The organism is Celerinatantimonas diazotrophica (assembly GCF_004339545.1).
GTDB classification, from domain to species: Bacteria; Pseudomonadota; Gammaproteobacteria; order Enterobacterales; family Celerinatantimonadaceae; genus Celerinatantimonas; species Celerinatantimonas diazotrophica.
In genome coordinates, this window is record NZ_SMGD01000017.1 from 159,450 (window position 1) to 177,737 (window position 18,288).

The window sequence follows — 18,288 nt, forward strand, 5'->3', positions numbered from 1 at the left end:
ATCGATTTTAAGCCATTTATAATGGCGGCGAAGGAGCGTAAAATATAGCCTCTAATTGTTATTTTCTTTGATGTTTCCCTGTGGCCATATCACTATAGTTATATGCCTAATAACTCGTCTTGTTTATCGATTCTTGATAGTCCATGGCGCCAAAAAGGATTGTAATGCAAACAAATTCTTATCGATCATCTGGAAAGATTTTATTGCCTGTTATTGTTGTCTTAATCATGATTGTGGCAGGCGGGAGTTGGTATTGGTATCACCAGAGTGATACGCAAACGACATCGTCAGCACAAACCCAGCAAAACAAGGCCAAAGGGCGTGGGCATAAGCATCGAATGGGCATGAGACAAGCTCAGCCTGTTTATGTCGGGGCTGTCACAATGGCGAATGTGCCGGTGTATCTTAATGCGTTAGGCAGTGTGCAAGCGAACTCTTCGGTCACCATTACGAGCCGAGTGAGTGGTACGCTTGAGCAGGTTTATTTCACGGAAGGGCAATATGTGAAAAAAGGCCAGCTTTTGGCGCGCATTGATGACCGCGCTTTTCAAGCGACTTTAAAACAGTACCAAGGAAATTTAGCCCAACATCAAGCGTTATTGCAAAATGCCAAACTGACCCTAACACGTTATAAAAAGCTCTATCAGCAAGATTCACTGTCTAAGCAGGATCTGCAAGGACAGATCGCCGAAGTTGGTCAGTATCTTGGATTGGTAGAGGCGGATCAGGCGCAGATTGATTCGGCAAAGCTGAACATTGATTATTCTCGCATTCATTCTCCTATTAGTGGTTATGCGGGGTTGCGATTGACGGACCCAGGTAATTTGGTTAATGCTGATAACACTGAGATTTTGAATGTGTCACAAACTCGTCCGATTGCAGTGGTCTTTTCCATTGCACAGGCCAATCTATCTGATGTGGTGCCTGGGCTTCGTAAAGGGGACACTTTCCCCGTAAATGCTTACAATCAGACAGGGAAAAAGTTATTAGGTCAGGGCCAACTTAAGTTTGTCAGTAACCAGATTGATTCAAGTACGGGAACTGTGAAGCTCAAAGCCATTTTCCCCAACCGCAAAAATATCCTTTATCCCAATCAATTCGTTAATGTGCGATTGCAAATTAAGACTTTAAAAGATGCGATTGTTGCACCGCAGGCCGCAGTGCAGTTAAGTAGCTCTGGCAAATTTGTATATGTGATTGATAAAAAAGATAAAGCCCATAAGAAAGTGGTCGTTACTGGTCCCCCTGATGGGGATGATCGGATTGTGATTGTTAAAGGACTTAAAGCGGGGCAGCAGGTTGCCACCACTGGGATCGATGATCTCTTCGAAGGTAGTCAAGTGACAATTGTCAAAGCACCGTCCAAGGATGTTCAATGAATCCTTCCCGATTATTCATCAATCGGCCTGTTGCGACCATTTTGTTGATGGTCGGGGTGTTATTAAGTGGATTATTGGCATACAAAATGTTGCCTGTTTCGGCGCTGCCACAGGTTGATTATCCGACGATTCAAGTGACAACGCTTTATCCGGGAGCCAGTTCTCAGGTGATGGAAACTGCCGTGACCGCGCCGCTTGAACGCGCGTTAGGGGAGATGGCGGGGTTGAATCAGATGTATTCAACCAGCTCCAATGGGGCGTCGATTATCACGCTAAAATTTAATTTGTCACTCCAACTGGATATTGCTGAACAAGAAGTACAAGCAGCGCTGAATGCTGCAGATTCACTGCTCCCTGGTGATCTACCGACCCCTCCGACTTATAAAAAGGTGAACCCAGCTGATAGCGACATAATGACGATCGCCGTGACCTCTCCTTCGATGGCATTAAATAAAGTGCAGGATTTGGTGAACTCGCGAATTGCCTTGAAAATCTCTCAGGTCTCTGGGGTTGGGATGGTTTCCTTAGCCGGAGGACACCAACTGGCTGTGCGCATTCAGGCTAATCCCATGGCATTAGCCGCGCATCATCTGACGCTTGAAAATATCTACGCCGTTATTAACCAGCAAAATGTTAATGGTTCCAAAGGTGGGTTTGACGGCAAGTATCACTCCGTCAGCATTGATGCGAACGATCAATTACACGATCCTCAGCAATATGCCAATCTCATCATTAAGTATGAAAATGGCTCAGCACTGCGGATAAAGGATGTTGCTAAAGTTACTTATGGCAGTGAGGATGAGTATCAGTCGGCGACGGCGAATGGTAAACCGGCCATTATTATTCAGATTAAACGTCAGCCTGGGGCCAATGTTATTGAGGTTGTCTCTCGGATAAAACAACTGTTGCCGCACTTAAGGCAGCTGTTGCCCGGCAGTGTCAAAATGACGATTCTCTCTGATCGTACGCAGACCATTCAGGCATCTATCTCTGATGTGCAGTTTGAAATGATGCTATCCATTGCGTTGGTCGTCATGGTCACCTTTCTGTTTTTGCGCAATATCGCCGCAACTTTTATTCCCAGTGTGGCGGTCCCTTTATCTTTGATTGGGACTTTTGGCGTGATGTATCTGGCTGGCTTCAGCCTAAATAACCTGACGTTGATGGCGCTCACCATTGCCACTGGGTTTGTGATTGACGATGCGATTGTGGTAGTGGAAAACATTGCTCGTTACCTTGAACAGGGCGAAACTCCCATGAATGCCGCCCTTAAAGGTTCAAAGCAGATCGGTTTTACTATTATTTCGCTGACGTTCTCTTTGATCGCGGTGCTGATCCCACTGTTGTTTATGGGCGATGTCGTTGGACGATTGTTCCGTGAATTTGCCATTACTTTGGCGGTAGCGATTGCCGTTTCGATGGTCATATCGCTGACGCTAACCCCGATGCTGTGTGCTTATTTATTGCGTCATATTCCAGAAGATCAGCAGAGTAAGTTTTATAAAAAAGGCGGGCAACTGTTTGATAAATTGTTGCATGGTTATGAGAAATGTCTCGATGTGGTTCTTAATCATCAACGTATTACACTAGGGGTTTTCGTCTTTTTATTGGGGTTGACCGCCGTCTTATATTGGTGGATCCCCAAAGGATTTTTCCCTTCGCAGGATACAGGCGCTTTGCGTGGTATTACGATTGCCAGCAATGATGTTTCCTTTAAAGAGATGGCGCGTCGGCAACAGTTAATCGTCGATAAGCTGTTAAAAGATCCAGCAGTGGCGAGTATTAGTACAACCGTTGGCGTCGATGGCCAAAATGTCAGCTTAAATCGGGGACGATTACTGATTAACTTAAAGCCTTTTGACAAGCGTTCCGAGCGCGCGCCAGCGATTATTAAAAGGATGGATAAAGAAGTTGCTGATATTCCTGGAATCCATTTGTATTTGCAGTCGCTCCAGGATTTAACTGTTGATGACCAGGTCACGCCAAGCCAGTATCAATTTAACCTATCTGATACCGATAGTAGTGAATTAGTGACGTGGACACCTAAATTGATAGCTGCGATGCGTCAAACTGGCTTGTTTAAAGATGTCGTAAGCAATCTACAGACGCAAGGGCGAATTGCTTATATTCATATTCATCGTGATATTGCGGCTCGTTACGGCATTACCGCCGATGATATCGATTTAGCACTATACAATGCCTTTGGTCAGCGTTTGATTTCGACCATTTTTACCCAGTCTAATCAGTATCGAGTGGTGCTTGAAGTTAGTCCAAATGAGCAATTGAATCCGAGCAGTTTGAAAGATATTTATCTCGCCGGAGAGAACCTCTCATCGAACAGTTCAGGGGCAAGTTCAACTCCTATGATCCGTTTGACTGACGTTGCATCGGTCAAGCTGGAAACCGGCTCGCTGATGCAGGCGCGCTTAAATCAGATCCCTACGGTTACGGTGTCATTTAATTTGCCGGCTGATAAGTCAATTGAACAGGCCCAGCAGCAGCTGAGTGCGATGAGCCAACGGCTGAATTTGCCAGCTGGAATGAGCCTGACTTATCAGGGGGCTGCATCGGCGTTTGATAGAGCAACTGGCAATACTTTGTATCTGATTCTGGCGGCACTTTTAACCATGTATGTGGTGCTGGGTATTTTATACGAAAGTTTTATTCATCCAGTGACCATTTTGTCATCATTACCAACAGCGGCGGTAGGGGCATTTTTAGCACTAATTTTTGATCATTCAGAGTTTAGTATGATCGCGTTAATTGGGGTCATCCTGTTGATTGGGATTGTGAAGAAAAATGCCATTATGATGATCGATTTTGCGTTAGAGGCTGAACAAAAACAACGACTATCGCCCAAAGAGGCCATCGCACAAGCTTGTTCTCTGCGATTTCGACCAATTTTAATGACGACGATGGCCGCCTTGTTAGGGGCTTTGCCTTTGATGTTCGCCCACGGTTCTGGGGCAGAGCTGCGCTCGCCATTAGGCGTGGTTATTGTCGGTGGGTTGATCTTGAGCCAAGTGCTGACGCTCTTTACCACTCCGGTAATTTATTTGTTCTTTGATCGTCTAACGCGCCGGCGGAGGCACGGGTGAATATTTCTCGTCCGTTTATTCTGCGACCAGTTGCGACGTGGCTTTTAAGTTTGTCGCTGATGGCTATGGGAGTCATTGGTTTTCGGTTATTACCTGTGGCGCCGTTGCCGCAGGTGTCATTCCCGGTCATTATTGTGCGCGCATCGATTCCTGGGGCAAATCCTGAAACCATGGCGGCAACAGTTGCCACCCCACTTGAGCGGGCATTTGGAGAGATCGCTGGGGTGAATGAGATGAGTTCGACCAGCTCTCAAGGGTCGACTCGCATCTTTTTACAATTTGATTTAGACCGCGATATTAACGGTGCAGCCCGTGATGTTCAGGCTGCAATTAACGCCTCTCGTAGCCTATTACCAAGTAGTATGCGCACCTTGCCGAGCTATTTTAAAGCAAACTCTGCTGCTGCACCGGTCTTAATGTTATCACTCACCTCCAATGAACTATCGACTGGGCAAATGTATGATTTAGCTTCCAGTCAGCTAGAGCAGCGTATTGCACAGGTGAAAGGGGTCGGTGAAGTGAACTTATATGGGGCTTCTTTGCCGGCAGTGCGTATTGACCTGCATCCTCAGGCGCTCACCCATTATGGTATCTCGCTGGATACTGTGCGCCAGAAAATTGTTGGCGCGACGAATGTTTATCCCAAAGGTGTGATTCAAGGCAACCGCTTTGCCTGGATGATTAATTCTAATGGACAATTGACGAAAGCCAGCCAGTATCGGCCGTTGATTATTGCCTATAAAAATGGGGCTGCGATTCGCCTTAAAGATGTTGCCAATGTCTATGATTCGGTGCAAAACCGTTTTAATGTCGGTTATTACAATAACCAACCGTCGATCAACATTGGGATCACATTGGCGGCTGGTGCCAATATGCTCTCAACGATTGATGCAATTAAATCAAAGTTACCGATGTTTCATAAGATCCTACCCGGTGACGTGCAATTACATACGACTCTAGATCGTTCTCCAACGATTCGCTCATCGTTACATGAGACTGAACGGACGCTGATTATTGCGGTGTCATTAGTGATTGCGGTGGTTTTTCTGTTTCTGCGCAATGGCCGAGCGTTATTGATCCCCGCCGTTGCTCTGCCGTTGTCGTTGGTTGGCACCTTTGCGGTCATGTATCTACTTGGCTACAGCTTAGATAACTTCTCATTAATGGCGCTGATTGTGGCAACCGGCTTTGTTGTGGATGATGCGATTGTCGTGCTGGAGAATATTTCGCGCCACCTCGAAGATGGGTATGGGCCGATTCGAGCTTCACTGCGTGGGGCCAAAGAGGTCGGTTTTACTGTTTTGTCGATGACCTTATCGCTGATTGCGGTGTTTATTCCGCTGCTCTTGATGGGGGGAATTATAGGTCGATTATTCCGCGAATTTGCGGTGACTCTGACTGTATCTTTGCTCATTTCGATGCTGATCTCGTTGACTCTCACTCCCATGCTGTGTTCCAGAATGTTACGGCGTCGACAACAGGGCTGTGCCCAACCACGTCTGTATCAGTGGATTGAGCGTGGTTTTAACGGGATGCAGTGGATCTATCAGCGAGGATTGCGCTGGTGTTTAAAACATCGCCGGATTACTTTATTGTCTTTGTTGGTGACGATTGGTCTTAACTTTTATCTGTTTGCCGTGGTGCCTAAAGGCTTTTTCCCTACTCAGGATACCGGCATGATTTGGGGGGAATTGAGCGCCGATCAAAGTACCTCATTTGCTCAGATGAAACCGCGATTGCGCCGTTATACAGCGCTTATTTTAAGTGACCCGGCGGTAGCAAGTGTGATGAGCTCGGTCAGCAGTAGTGGCCGAGGGGGAAGTAACTCAGGGCGTTTTTTTGTGCGTTTGAAGCCGCTATCGCAACGCAAAGCTTCGGCATCTGAGGTTGCCAATCGATTGTATGCGAAATCAAAGAAGATGGCTGGTGGCGATCTGTTTCTGATGGCGGTCAGCGATATCATGTTTGGTGGGCGGGACTCTAACGCCAGCTATCAGTTAAGTTTACAGTCAGACAGCCTAACGCGATTACGCCAATGGGCTCCCAAAGTGCGTGCAGCACTCGCGAAATTACCGCAACTATCTGGCGTTGACTCTAACCAGCAAACGGGTGGGCAACAGATTAAGTTGGTGATCGATCGCGCTGCCGCGAAACGCTTGGGGGTTTCTGTTAGAGATATCGATGCGTTTTTGAATAACTCGTTTAGTCAGCGACAGATTGCCAATATCTATGAGCCACTTAACCAATATTCGGTTGTGATGGGGTTGACCAGCGACTACACCGATAACAGCGACGTGCTTAACCATCTTAAAATTGTGAATAGCGATGGGAAGGTGATCCCGATTAAGGATTTTGTCTCTTTAACGAGCTCTAATGCCCCTTTATCTGTTCACCATGAAGGCCATGCAGCAACGATTACGGTATCCTTTAATACCGCTGATGGCGTCACATTTCAGGCCGCTCAGCAGGCTATTAAAACCGCCATTGCTAAACTTGGGATGCCAAGTGATGTTGTCGCTGATTTTGCGGGGAATGCGATGCTGTTTAATCAGTTTGTTGGCAATATTCCCTGGCTATTATTGGCTGCGTTAGCGGCTGTTTATATTGTATTGGGAGTGCTTTATGAGAGTTATATCCATCCATTAACCATTCTCTCGACTCTGCCATCAGCTGGTGTAGGGGCGTTGCTATTGATGGAAATGACCGGAACACCACTGACGGTTGTGGCGCTTATTGGTATTTTATTGCTGATTGGCGTGGTGAAGAAAAATGCCATTATGATGATTGATTTTGCGCTCGCGGCTCAGCGTCAGCAGAATCTCAGCCCTGAAGAGGCGATTTATGAGGCGTGTTGTCAGCGGTTTCGGCCCATTCTGATGACATCATTAGCAGCCTTTTTTGGGGCATTGCCAATGGCCATCGAACATGGAGGCGATGCAGACATGCGTAGTCCACTCGGTATTGCTATTTGTGGGGGGTTGGTGCTCAGTCAGCTGTTAACGTTGTTTACCACGCCAGTGGTTTATCTGTATATGGATAAACTCAGCTTTAATACTCGGCGCTTATGGCGGCGTATTGTCCATAGAGAACCATTAAGTTATGAAAGATAACAGATTGCAAACAATAACCGCATTAGGGCGCCTGACTATTCTGGGGCTTGTTATGGCGAGCCTAACAGGGTGTGCAATGGTTGGGCCAGATTATAAGCCGCCAAAAACGGTCACTCTTGGCAACCAATACAAAGCGGCGAAAGGCTGGTCGGTTGCAACACCGCAAGCTGCACAAAATAAAGGCCCATGGTGGCAGGTTTATCACGATGCAACGCTTAATAAGTTAATGAAGCAGGTCGCGATCAATAACCAAAATGTTGCGCAATATCTGGCTCAGTATCAAAAAGCGCGAGCGCTAGCCCAAGCCGCTGGGGCTAATTTAGCTCCGAACGTGTCGTTATCTTTAAGCTCTTCTCGCGCGCAGAAAGGACAAATACTCAGTAATAACCATTCGTTACAAGGGAATGTGAGCTGGGAAGTTGACTTGTGGGGGAAACTTCGCCGAACACGCCAAGAGGAACGTGCTAGTGCTCAGTCAAGTGCTGCCGAGTTGGCATCAGCCACATTAAGCGCACAGTCTGAGTTGGCACAGGATTATTTTGAGCTGCGTATTTTCGATGCAAAAATTAAGCTTTATCAGCAGAATATTGAGATCTACCAGCGTTATCTAAACGTTGTTGAAAATCAGTATAAAGCTGGCAAAGAGACTCGCGATGCCCTTGCTCAGGCTCGTACTCAGTTGCATGGTGCGCGCTCATCAAAATTAAATTTAGTTTGGCAGCGGGCGCAGATGGAGAATGCTATTGCGGTGTTAATTGGCCGCTCTGCTTCGAACTTTTCAATAAAACCGGTGGACTTTAAATATGAGTTACCCAAGATCCCAACCGCGCTGCCATCGCAGTTGTTGCAGCGACGGCCCGATATCGCTCAGGCTGAACGCAATGTTGCCGCGGCCAATGCAGCTGTTGGGGTCGCGATAGCAGGCTACTTCCCGGATGTTACCTTAAGTGCCAGTGGCGGCTTTTCCAGTTCACATTGGGCGGATTTGCTAAAATGGCCTGCGAGGATGTGGTCGATTGGGCCAAGTATTACCGAAACGCTGTTAGATTTTGGCCGAACCCGCGCCGAAGTTCGTCAAGCCAAGGCCAGTTATCGTGCGAGTGTTGCCAGCTACCGTCAGAGTGTGCTTAATGCGATAAAAGAGGTTGAAGACTATTTGATCGAATCGCACGTTTTGGCTCAGGAGCTCAAAGAACAGCAACAAGCAACGGCTTCAGCAAAAGAGTCAGCTCGAATTACGTATAACCAATATGTGGCAGGAATGATTGATTATCTGAACGTGGCAACAACGCAGGCAACTAGCCTCAATCAGCAGCAGAGCCTGTTATCACTACAACAAACACAGCTGATTAATAGTGTGCAACTCATTGCTGCATTAGGGGGAGGTTGGGAGCGCTCAGAACTTCCTGGCATGAGACGTTCAGTTCGGGTTAACCAAGATGCAGCAAAATCCCACGAATAACCGAGTAAAATAAGCTAACGGTGAGTACCGACAAAGCGAGTCGCGCACTTAAAAAATTATGGCGCCCGACAGTCGTTCCATCTTCTAAGCGAACACGGGTTACGGCTTTGCGGGTATGCCTATGGCCTAAATGGAATTCAACACTCTGCCCGCTTTGCAACGCCTGATAAACTTGTTCGCTCATCTGTAATGGCCCTTCAATAACTTGCTTATTGGCTAGGGCGATATAACTGCAGCGGATCCACTGTTTCTTCGCTCTAGGGCAAATAGTAAGGTTATTCTGGGCTACATCAATCACGCGACCTTTTATAATCATAACCATGACAAATTAATGATGAATACGTTTATTTTATCGCCAATTGCGAAAAATTTCATCTTTGTACCCTCTGTAATCGTCGATCACAAGCTAACTTATTTGTTTATAGGGAAATTTAATTGTTCAGTGAACATGATTTTAAATAGTTGCACTTCATGAACTACTGTATATACTAACAGTTGCTGTATAAAAAAACAGGTTCGATATGAAAGCTCTTACTAAACGTCAAAGTCAGGTTTTGGATATAATTAAAACCCATTTAAGCGAAACGGGGATGCCGCCGACTCGAGTTGAAATCGCAAAAGAGTTAGGATTTCGGTCGGCCAATGCGGCGGAAGAACATCTTAAAGCGTTAGCTCGTAAAGGCGTGATCACTATGGTTCCGGGGGCTTCCCGTGGCATTCGCCTCGTTGAGAAAGAGCTGGATGCCCATCGTGACTTGGTGCAAGAATCGACGGCCGCCAATGATGAGCAAGGGCTGCCGCTGGTGGGGCAGGTTGCCGCGGGTGAACCTATTTTAGCTCAGCAGCACATTGAGTCGCACTATAAAGTTGATCCTGCTTTGTTTCATCCTCATGCTGATTTTTTACTACGAGTTCGTGGTGAAAGTATGAAGAACATCGGTATTATGGATGGGGATCTGCTGGCGGTCCACAAAACGCAGGATATATACAATGGTCAGGTTGTCGTTGCCCGTGTCGGGGATGATGTCACGGTAAAACGTTTTGAAAAACAATCTGATAAAGTTATGTTGTATCCCGAAAATGATGATTTTGCTCCGATTGTTGTTGACCCCTCTTGTGAGGAATTAGCGATCGAAGGGCTAGCGGTTGGTATTATTCGAAATAGCGACTGGTTCTAGTTGCTTTGTCGGCATGATTTTTCGCGTCACGAACGCTGCTTTGGCAGCGTTTTGTTTTATCTTACGCAATGCAATAGGTTGTAATGAAACTATTTGACCGCCAACAGCTTAAAGCTATTTTTGCCATAGCTATCCCTATGATTTTATCCAATATCACTGTTCCTTTGCTGGGACTTGTTGATACGGCTGTTGTTGGACATCTTTCGCATAGTTATTACTTAGGTGGCGTCGCAGTTGGGGCGACTATTATTAGTTTTTTATTTTGGATGGCCGGCTTTTTAAGAATGTCGACCACTGGCACAGTTGCTCAAGCTATTGGTCGCAATGACAATGCTCATGCGATTCAAACATGGCGTCATAGTGCCTGCATGGGATTGCTTATTGCTGCCGTACTGATTGTTTGCCAATACCCTATCTGGCTGTTCGCCGCTAAATTAGCGGGGGCTGATCCCAAGGTTGCCGAGTATGCCCATGTTTATTATCTGATTCGAATCTGGGGAGCCCCGGCGGCCTTACTTAATTATGCGACGCTAGGGTGCTTGCTGGGAATGAAGCGCGCGAAAATACCGATGTTCTTGTTAATTGTGACAAATGTCGTCAATATCGCTTTGGATTTGGTATTGGTCATGGGGTTACAGCTGAATGTGGCTGGCGCGGCTAGTGCTTCATTAATTGCCGATTATACCGGAGCTTTGCTTGGGTTATGGTTACTACATCGCGCTTGGCGTAATCGCGGTGAATCGTTGCTGCCTAATCACTGGCTTGGATTTTTACGGTGGTCACAGTTCAATGAATTATTGCGTTTAAATCGCGATATATTTTTGCGTACCTTATCTTTGCAAATATGTTTTAGTTTTATCACCTTTGAAGGTGCGAAACTGGGAACGGTAATCGTTGCTACCAATGCGGTGTTGATGAACTTTATGATGTTTGCCTCCTATGCGCTTGATGGTCTAGCCTATGCGGTCGAAGCGCTGGCAGGCGATGCGGTGGGGCGTAAAGATCGCCAGCAATTTAATCAAAGTGTCTTTGCAACACTGTCGGTGGCGCTGTTAATTAGTATTGCGTTTGCTATTATCTATCAGATCTTTGGCGAGCAGATTGTTGCATTACTCACCAGTATTGATGCTATTCGGCAAAGCGCCGATAAATATCTTCCATGGCTGGTCTTTATGCCTATTGTGGCGGTGTGGAGTTATATCTTTGATGGCGTTTATGTCGCCTTAACCAAAGGGAATGTCATGCGCAACGGTATGATCATCTCCACATTTGTAATTTTTTTCCCCGTTTGGTGGTTGACTCGTAGCTTTGGGAACCATGGGCTGTGGTTTGCGTTATGTTGCTTTATGCTAGCCCGTGGTGTGACTTTGATAGCCCATTATTGGTTTTATAACAAACGCTGGTTTGCCAGAATGACGCAGATAGAGCATCCGAACGGATAACCTAAGCAGTAAGTAAGTTTCGGTTGTTTACAATAGAGTCGCTCATGGTATTGAGAGCGAGCTCACGAACATTTTTAACTCATTTGGATCGCGTTGGCGATCTAATCGAGCTGTGAATATATTCCTTTTCCCAGAATAGATGTGAAGAGAATATTTCTGGGGTTTTCTTGGCCATTAGCTTAAGCATCGGGCCCAATGAATCATCTGATTGATAACCTGCTCTGCTCTCTTATCTGTGGGGAGCCGATATTTGTTAGACCACTCGACTTCATGTTGCCTCTCTCGAATTTGTCGTGGTGTTAAGCCGTACTTTTCTCGGAATTGGCTACTTAAATAATTACTATTAGACAGACCACATTTTAATGCAATTTCAGCAACGCTATTTCCCATATTGATTGGATTATGAAGCGCTTTAAAGCAAGCTGCTAATCGACACTCGCGGATAAACGCTGTGATACCCCCTTCTTCTTTAAAAAGTCGATATAATGTCGAGCGCGACATAAAAAATTGGTTACAAATTGTATCAGCCGTTAGTGATAGTTCACCAATATGCTCATTTATATATTTTTTGATAGACCATTTTATACTGTCACCAATAGATTCAGAGGCATCAAAGTCGTTTTTCAAACAAAGTACATCTAACATTGCCATTAAACTATCCGCTAGGATTAAAGATTCTTTGGCATCGGCTATTAGTAACTGCTCCTTCATCATAGTAATAAAGTCTTTGAATAGCCGCTCGTGAATGCTATGACGTTCAAAAATATGACCGGTTGCTAACGCCAAACGGGGAATATTTTCCAACACCCATGGTCTTGGTAGGACAATGGCTATACTTCTTGCATTTTCATTACTCGAGGCCTCAATGGTCTGGCTCAAGTTAATTGCTGAGATGCCGCCATCTTCAATAAAATCAGAGTTCCCATTCCGGACACAGTTATATCCGGCTGCATATGTATCCAATAATATATGATCGGCTTCTGTAAAATCTTTGTGGGTTTTATGGTTGCGTGTATATTGCTGAGCGGGCATCGTTACATCTGAGTAAAGGAATTTCCCGGCATTTATCAGCGTGAAAGACAGTTTCTGGTTTTCAGAAAAATTCGAAATAGGATAGCATTGAAAATAGGGTGTAACACTTGCTCGCCAGATTTCGAAGGTTTCTTCACTGCTCCCTATGTCATCCTGATTCAGATTAACGCAGGGAAGTAAAATCCTATTTTGTTTTTCCATCACTTCTCCATGACTTATTGACCATCACTGCGACTCACATTTAAGATTAAATCTAGTTAGTCTAGATTTAATAGCTGCTTTTGATGCAGTTTATCGCTTTTTCCTATTTCGAAGTATAGATAATTAATTCAATAACTCTTTTTCAACATTAGGAAGCCCCACTTAAGCCGGATTGCTCAAGAGCGCAGATTTTGGTTCGAGTTCGTATTTGTCTATTTTCGCTAAAGATTAGTTGAGAGTGTTGGTCGCGAATTTGCTTGTTATTATAGTAAAGTCATTTCAAACTGCATTTAATTCAATGCCATCTTTTACATAATTACTTACATTTAAATATGTGATTAATCAATTATTAGTTTCGATCGTAATGAATAACCTTTCGAATATAATTACGGGGGGCTTAGGTAGACTCAAAGATAGTGCTTGGCGCGTCTGCAATGGTGCTATTATGGTGCAATCGAAGAGAGAGTCAAAGTTGAATCAAATTATAGTGGCTATTCGGTATTACTTAATTAATCTTCATTTTCGATGGGGGAAGCAGGTATATTGACATGAATTAAAAGACGAATACTCATGTATCCTCTGATATTTGAACTGTTATCATTGACCGACTTTTTGTTATCGGTTAATCGACTGAATACGTATAATAGCGCTATTGTTTAACAAAAAGGTTTTGTCGTGTTTCACATCGCATTATTTGAGCCACAGATTGCACCAAACTGTGGCAACATTATTCGTTTGGCTGCGAACAATGGTTGTCAGCTGCATCTAATTGAACCTTTAGGGTTTGATTTAGAAGAGAAAAAATTGCGTCGGGCAGGGTTGGATTATCATGATCTGGCGCATGTCACCGTGCATCCTGATTATTGGGAATTCGCTCATCAGATGCAGGGGCGAACCATCTGGGCTTGTACGACCAAGGGCACTCACTCTTATACCGATGTCTGTTATCAAAGTGGTGATGTGCTATTGTTTGGTGCTGAAACACATGGATTGTCGCCAGAGGTGATGCATTCCATTGAGCCTAAACAACGGATTCGAATCCCCATGCAGTCGAATAGTCGTTGCCTAAATTTGTCTAATTCTGTGGCTGTGATTAGCTACGAAGCGTGGCGTCAGCATAGCTTTGCCGGTGGGGTGTAATGTGAGGTTTTTATTGATTTGTTGTTTTAAATCAACCTTCCTAAGTACACTTTAAAGTGTAATACTCATGGCTCTTTTTCACAAAGAGCCAGTGATTGTGTCAATTTGTCTCAATCAATCTTCTCTTTTTTATTTATCCATATTCATGTCCATTGTTGTTAAACGATGGGGCGTTTATCTTCGAGGGATGCTTGGATGCGCCAAAATTTATCCGTTAGTGAACATGAAGTGTTGTTTCCCGACCATTATAATTTGCTATCAACGACAGATTTAAATGGGGTGATCACATACGCAAGCCCTCATTTTTGCAAAGTGGCGGGGTTTAGTCGTGACGAACTTATCGGACAACCCCACAATATTGTCCGTCATCCGGATATGCCCGAGGCTGCTTTTGCTAATCTATGGCAGCAGGTTAAGCAGGGAAAATCTTGGCATGGACTGGTTAAAAATCGTTGCAAAAATGGTGATTATTATTGGGTTGATGCATTTGTTTCGCCCATTATTGAAAATGGTAAAATTATTGAGTACCAATCGGTACGCCTAAAGCCTTCCCGAGAGCATGTCGAGAATGCAGAACGTGCATATGCAAGGTTCAAGGCCGGCAAAGGCCGTTTATTGGCTGCGCATGCCTCAGTTTCATTATTCCATCGTCTTACAATAGCGTTAATTGTCTCAGCAGTGGTGAGTTTCGCGTGTGACTATTGGGTCAACTCTTATTTGGCACTGGGATGTTTTATGCTGCTAAGCATAATTGCTAGTTTTATTTTGACTCGGCCTCTGACTCAAATTACGCAACGTGCCCATGTTCGCCATAACCACCCACTGATTACTTATAGTTACCAGAATCGCAGTGATGATATAGGTATTATTTTACAGGCGCAAAAAATGGACAAGGCCGAGTTAAATGCAGTACTGGGCCGTATTCTGGACTCGAGTATTCGAATTACCCATTCAGCCACAGAGTCTCGCGAAAATGGTTTGCAAAGTGTGGCGCAGCTTGAGCATCAAAATGAACAGACTCGAGCTGTTCGTGTTGCTGTGGAGCAGATGAATCAGGCGAACAATGAAACGGCTGAAAATATGCAAGTAGCAGCGGGGTCAACGCAACAAGCATATAGCATGACTGAACAACTCGCTCGGGGGACAACGCAAAGTTCTCAGGTCATTCTCAAACTGGCTGAGCAACTCCAGCAAGCGGTAAGCCAAGTGAGTGGATTAAGCGATCGAGGACAAGAAATTCAAGGTGTTTCGGAATCGATCGGTGCTATTACTGACCAAGTGAACTTACTTGCCCTAAATGCTGCTATTGAAGCAGCTTGGGCGGGTGAGCATGGCCGTGGTTTCTCGGTTGTAGCGGATCAGGTTCGCTCCCTTGCTCTGACAACTCAGAACTCTACTGGGCAAATACAGGAAGTGACTCAAGAAATTCTCGAACAGACTCGCCGGGTGGCAGCGACGATAGACCAGACTCGCCAGTCGGCACTGAGCTGCCAGCAGCAGATTGAGCAAGCTTTTGAACAGTCGCAAAATACTTTGCAGTTTGTTGATACTGTCTCAGAGCGGAGTCAGCAGATCGCTGTTGTATTAGAACAGCAGGCTCAGATTAGTCATGAAGTGGTCGAGCGTATCCGTCACATTCATGAACTGAGCTTGCGTTGTAGTGACCTGGTTAAAAGCAATGTCACCTATAGCAATAGCTTGGTGTTAGAGATGAACGAACAAACTCGTTTAGCCAATCAATTGCGCCAACTGGCCTGATTTAGCGAGCACGATGGGGAAGATAAATGGTGACCGACAGACCCGTTTGCGTGGCCCGATTTTTTGCTTCAATGCGTCCACCATGTTGACGTACTGCCCAATCTGCAATCGCTAAACCTAGTCCAACACCGCCTGAGTCCCGGTCGCGGGCTTCACTGGCGCGATAAAATGGCCGAAAAATTTCCTTGAGCTCATCTTCAGGGATCCCTGGGCCATCATCAATCACGCTAAACATCAATTGGCGAGCATTGTGATGGATGGTAAGTTCAATCGTTTGACTGGCATATTTAATTGCGTTGCGACAGAGATTTTCAACGGCGCTCAATAGCGCCTCAGGAAAGCAGTAAATGACCTCGGGTCCCTGATTACTCAGAATAAATGTTTTACCGACCTGAGAGGCTTCGAATTGACAATCATTGGTAAGTTCTTCAAGCAGTTCATTTAAATTTTGCTGTTCTAATTTACTTTCATCCAACTGCATGCGAGATAAACCAAGCAACGCTCGAATCATCTCTTCTAAACGTTCAGCTTCGCGCTCAATACGTTGCAGCTCTTTGGTTGCTCCATAGCGCTTATTACTGAGTGCTACTGCCATATTGAGCCGGGTGAGCGGTGAGCGTAGTTCGTGGGAAATGTCACTGAGTAAGCGCTGCTGATTGGTAATTGCATTGGATAAGGTCGTCGACATTTGGGAAAGGCTTTCGGCTAATTGTCCGACCTCATCTCGGCGGTGAATATCCGGAAGTTTCACCGAGAGATCGCCCATCGCAATTTGGTTGGCAGCGTTACGCAATTTCTTAAGTGGTGCCGCAATGTGCCAAGCTAACATAATACATGCAATGAGGCTGAATACTACCAGCATCCCTATCAACGTCTCGGGTCGCATTTGAAAATGACTTAGTGCATCCATTTGTTCTGGACTGATTTTTCGATTGATATAGAGGAGATAACTTGAACCATTTAACTGAACTTTCTGCGGACCAAAGACAACGCGTTGTGTCCCAAGGATGCGTAGTTTGGGATCTTTTTGTTTATCGTTACTTAAAATAAACCGTATGATTTCTCGCCGGTTGCGTCCCATATTTGTCGCGTTGACGATTTCTCCAGTATGACTAACCAGAATCAGACTGGGGGTTGATGAATGCGGTTGCAGCAGGTTATGAAATCCCGGTGGCAGAAACGGAAAATCACTGGGAGGTCCGTAGTGCAACATAAAGGCGTTGCGTTGCAGTTCTTGGCGAGCCCAATCTGGTAAAGGATGGTCGGTATTGATGCTCAATTGCATAATCAGCAAGGCGGTGCCAACGGTCAAAATTAAAATGACCCAAAATGCCAAAAAGATTTTAAAAAACAGGCTGCTGATATATTGAGAAAGGCGTTTTACCATTGCAACCATAGGTACCCTTTACCGCGAACTGTTTTTATACGAGGTTGGTTGTCATCTCGATCGGGGATTTTTTTGCGCAGGTTTGAAACGTGCATATCTAGACTGCGATCAAACGGCATTAATTTTTTTCCCAACACCTGCTCGTTGAGTTTTGCTTTATCAAGAATTTCTCCAGGGTGACGCAAAAATTGTTCGAGGAGCAAAAATTCAGTACTGGTTAGTTCAATGGGCTCACCATGGTGTAAGACTTCCTGACGGCGTGGATAGACCACTAAGTCGTCATGGCTAACTTGGTCATCACTATTTTCTTCTGGAATTTTTACCTGATGGGTTCGGCGCAAAATAGCTTTAATACGAGCCAAGAGCTCCCGATCACTAAATGGTTTTGGTAGGTAATCATCGGCCCCTAGTTCTAATCCGAGCACACGGTCAAATTCATCGCCTTTTGCGGTGAGCATTAACACTGGAATTTCTAAGCGAGCGGCGCGCATCTCGCGTAAGATGTCAAAGCCGTTTTTGCCTGGCATCATGACATCCAGTAGGACAAGATCGATATGTTTTTGTAAAATATGTTGCATGGCCAATTGGCTGTCGTGGCACGCTTCAAATTCAAAACCTTCTAAAGTTAAAAGGTCACAAAGTAATTCAGTAAGCTCCTGATCATCGTCGATCATCAGCAGTTTCATATTGCGCTTCCTCTTGTGATAGTCCGATCAACCATATAAGTATTATTGGTCAGGCGAAAACAGTGTAACGGACTAAAGATATTTTTCTGAATGTTTTACCCTGCTTTACTTAGTTTTGCGAGTACTAGCGGTTAAATCGGTATTTCATAGTTTTTAGCATCATGGTCGTGTGGCTATCAATACTAATACCATCAGATTAGGCTGGTTAGCCACTGATAGCAATCCCTCATGGAACGACATATCTATTGGAATTCATTATTATGGCTTAATCATAACGAATTTTTCTTCATTCATGAAAAATATGAGCAATTATTGCCTTATAGCACTGTTTTAATATTACTTTTGCGCTTTTTTACACCACCCATTACGTAATTTAGTTACAATATAAACTGGTTTGGACTCTGATGAGGGATAG

The 18,288-nt window shown here is 45.0% G+C and carries 12 protein-coding genes; 8 read left to right on the forward strand and 4 right to left on the reverse strand.

The features are described 5' to 3' along the window. Nucleotides 1-164 precede the first annotated feature (164 nt). From EV690_RS16430 to EV690_RS16445, 4 genes are read left to right on the forward strand one after another with little or no spacing between them, the layout of a single operon-like run. Entirely contained in the window at nucleotides 165-1,379 is a 1,215-nt protein-coding gene (locus tag EV690_RS16430) for an MdtA/MuxA family multidrug efflux RND transporter periplasmic adaptor subunit (protein WP_131914105.1), read from the forward strand. Next, complete coding sequence (locus EV690_RS16435; protein ID WP_131914106.1) at nucleotides 1,376-4,477, forward strand: efflux RND transporter permease subunit; 3,102 nt, start codon at nucleotides 1,376-1,378, stop codon at nucleotides 4,475-4,477. The genes EV690_RS16430 and EV690_RS16435 overlap by 4 nt, the downstream gene beginning before the upstream one ends. Further along, entirely contained in the window at nucleotides 4,474-7,587 is a 3,114-nt protein-coding gene (locus tag EV690_RS16440; RefSeq protein ID WP_131914107.1) for an efflux RND transporter permease subunit, read from the forward strand. The genes EV690_RS16435 and EV690_RS16440 overlap by 4 nt, the downstream gene beginning before the upstream one ends. After that, a complete protein-coding gene (locus EV690_RS16445; RefSeq protein ID WP_131914108.1) occupies nucleotides 7,577-9,049 on the forward strand; it encodes an efflux transporter outer membrane subunit in 1,473 nt (490 codons plus the stop codon). The genes EV690_RS16440 and EV690_RS16445 overlap by 11 nt, the downstream gene beginning before the upstream one ends. Here the strand turns inward: EV690_RS16445 and EV690_RS16450 are convergent. Next, a complete protein-coding gene (locus tag EV690_RS16450) occupies nucleotides 9,018-9,371 on the reverse strand; it encodes a hypothetical protein (protein WP_131914109.1) in 354 nt (117 codons plus the stop codon). The two genes, EV690_RS16445 and EV690_RS16450, sit on opposite strands and share 32 nt — an antisense overlap. 199 nt (nucleotides 9,372-9,570) lie before the next feature. Here EV690_RS16450 and lexA point away from each other — a divergent pair, with 199 nt between their 5' ends. Together lexA and dinF are read left to right on the forward strand one after the other, a co-directional pair. Then, nucleotides 9,571-10,227 carry a transcriptional repressor LexA gene (lexA, locus tag EV690_RS16455; protein ID WP_131914110.1) on the forward strand — a complete coding sequence of 219 codons (657 nt, stop codon included), beginning with the start codon at nucleotides 9,571-9,573 and terminating at the stop codon, nucleotides 10,225-10,227. Nucleotides 10,228-10,310: 83 nt separating this feature from the next. Beyond that, nucleotides 10,311-11,669 carry an MATE family efflux transporter DinF gene (dinF, locus tag EV690_RS16460; protein WP_131914111.1) on the forward strand — a complete coding sequence of 453 codons (1,359 nt, stop codon included), beginning with the start codon at nucleotides 10,311-10,313 and terminating at the stop codon, nucleotides 11,667-11,669. A 174-nt stretch (nucleotides 11,670-11,843) separates the two neighbouring features. Here the strand turns inward: dinF and EV690_RS16465 are convergent, their stop codons facing one another. Next, on the reverse strand, nucleotides 11,844-12,902 hold the full coding sequence (locus EV690_RS16465; RefSeq protein WP_224054975.1) for a helix-turn-helix transcriptional regulator: 1,059 nt from the start codon (nucleotides 12,900-12,902) through the stop codon (nucleotides 11,844-11,846). A gap of 675 nt (nucleotides 12,903-13,577) precedes the next feature. Here EV690_RS16465 and EV690_RS16470 point away from each other — a divergent pair. Both EV690_RS16470 and EV690_RS16475 read left to right on the forward strand, forming a co-directional pair. Then, nucleotides 13,578-14,042, forward strand: coding sequence for a tRNA (cytidine(34)-2'-O)-methyltransferase (locus EV690_RS16470; protein ID WP_131914113.1), 465 nt, complete (start codon nucleotides 13,578-13,580; stop codon nucleotides 14,040-14,042). Between the two features lie 195 nt (nucleotides 14,043-14,237). Further along, the gene (locus EV690_RS16475) at nucleotides 14,238-15,800 is read left to right on the forward strand and encodes a methyl-accepting chemotaxis protein (protein WP_165872789.1); all 1,563 of its coding nucleotides are present in this window, start codon (nucleotides 14,238-14,240) and stop codon (nucleotides 15,798-15,800) included. Between the two features lies 1 nt (nucleotide 15,801). Here the strand turns inward: EV690_RS16475 and EV690_RS16480 are convergent, their stop codons facing one another. Together EV690_RS16480 and EV690_RS16485 are read right to left on the reverse strand one after the other, a co-directional pair. Further along, nucleotides 15,802-17,196: an ATP-binding protein gene (locus EV690_RS16480; RefSeq protein WP_131914115.1), complete on the reverse strand. Its 1,395-nt coding sequence runs from the start codon at nucleotides 17,194-17,196 to the stop codon at nucleotides 15,802-15,804. Continuing rightward, nucleotides 17,181-17,873, reverse strand: coding sequence for a response regulator (locus EV690_RS16485; RefSeq protein WP_131914116.1), 693 nt, complete (start codon nucleotides 17,871-17,873; stop codon nucleotides 17,181-17,183). Before EV690_RS16485 ends, EV690_RS16480 begins: the two co-directional genes overlap by 16 nt. Nucleotides 17,874-18,288 lie beyond the last annotated feature (415 nt).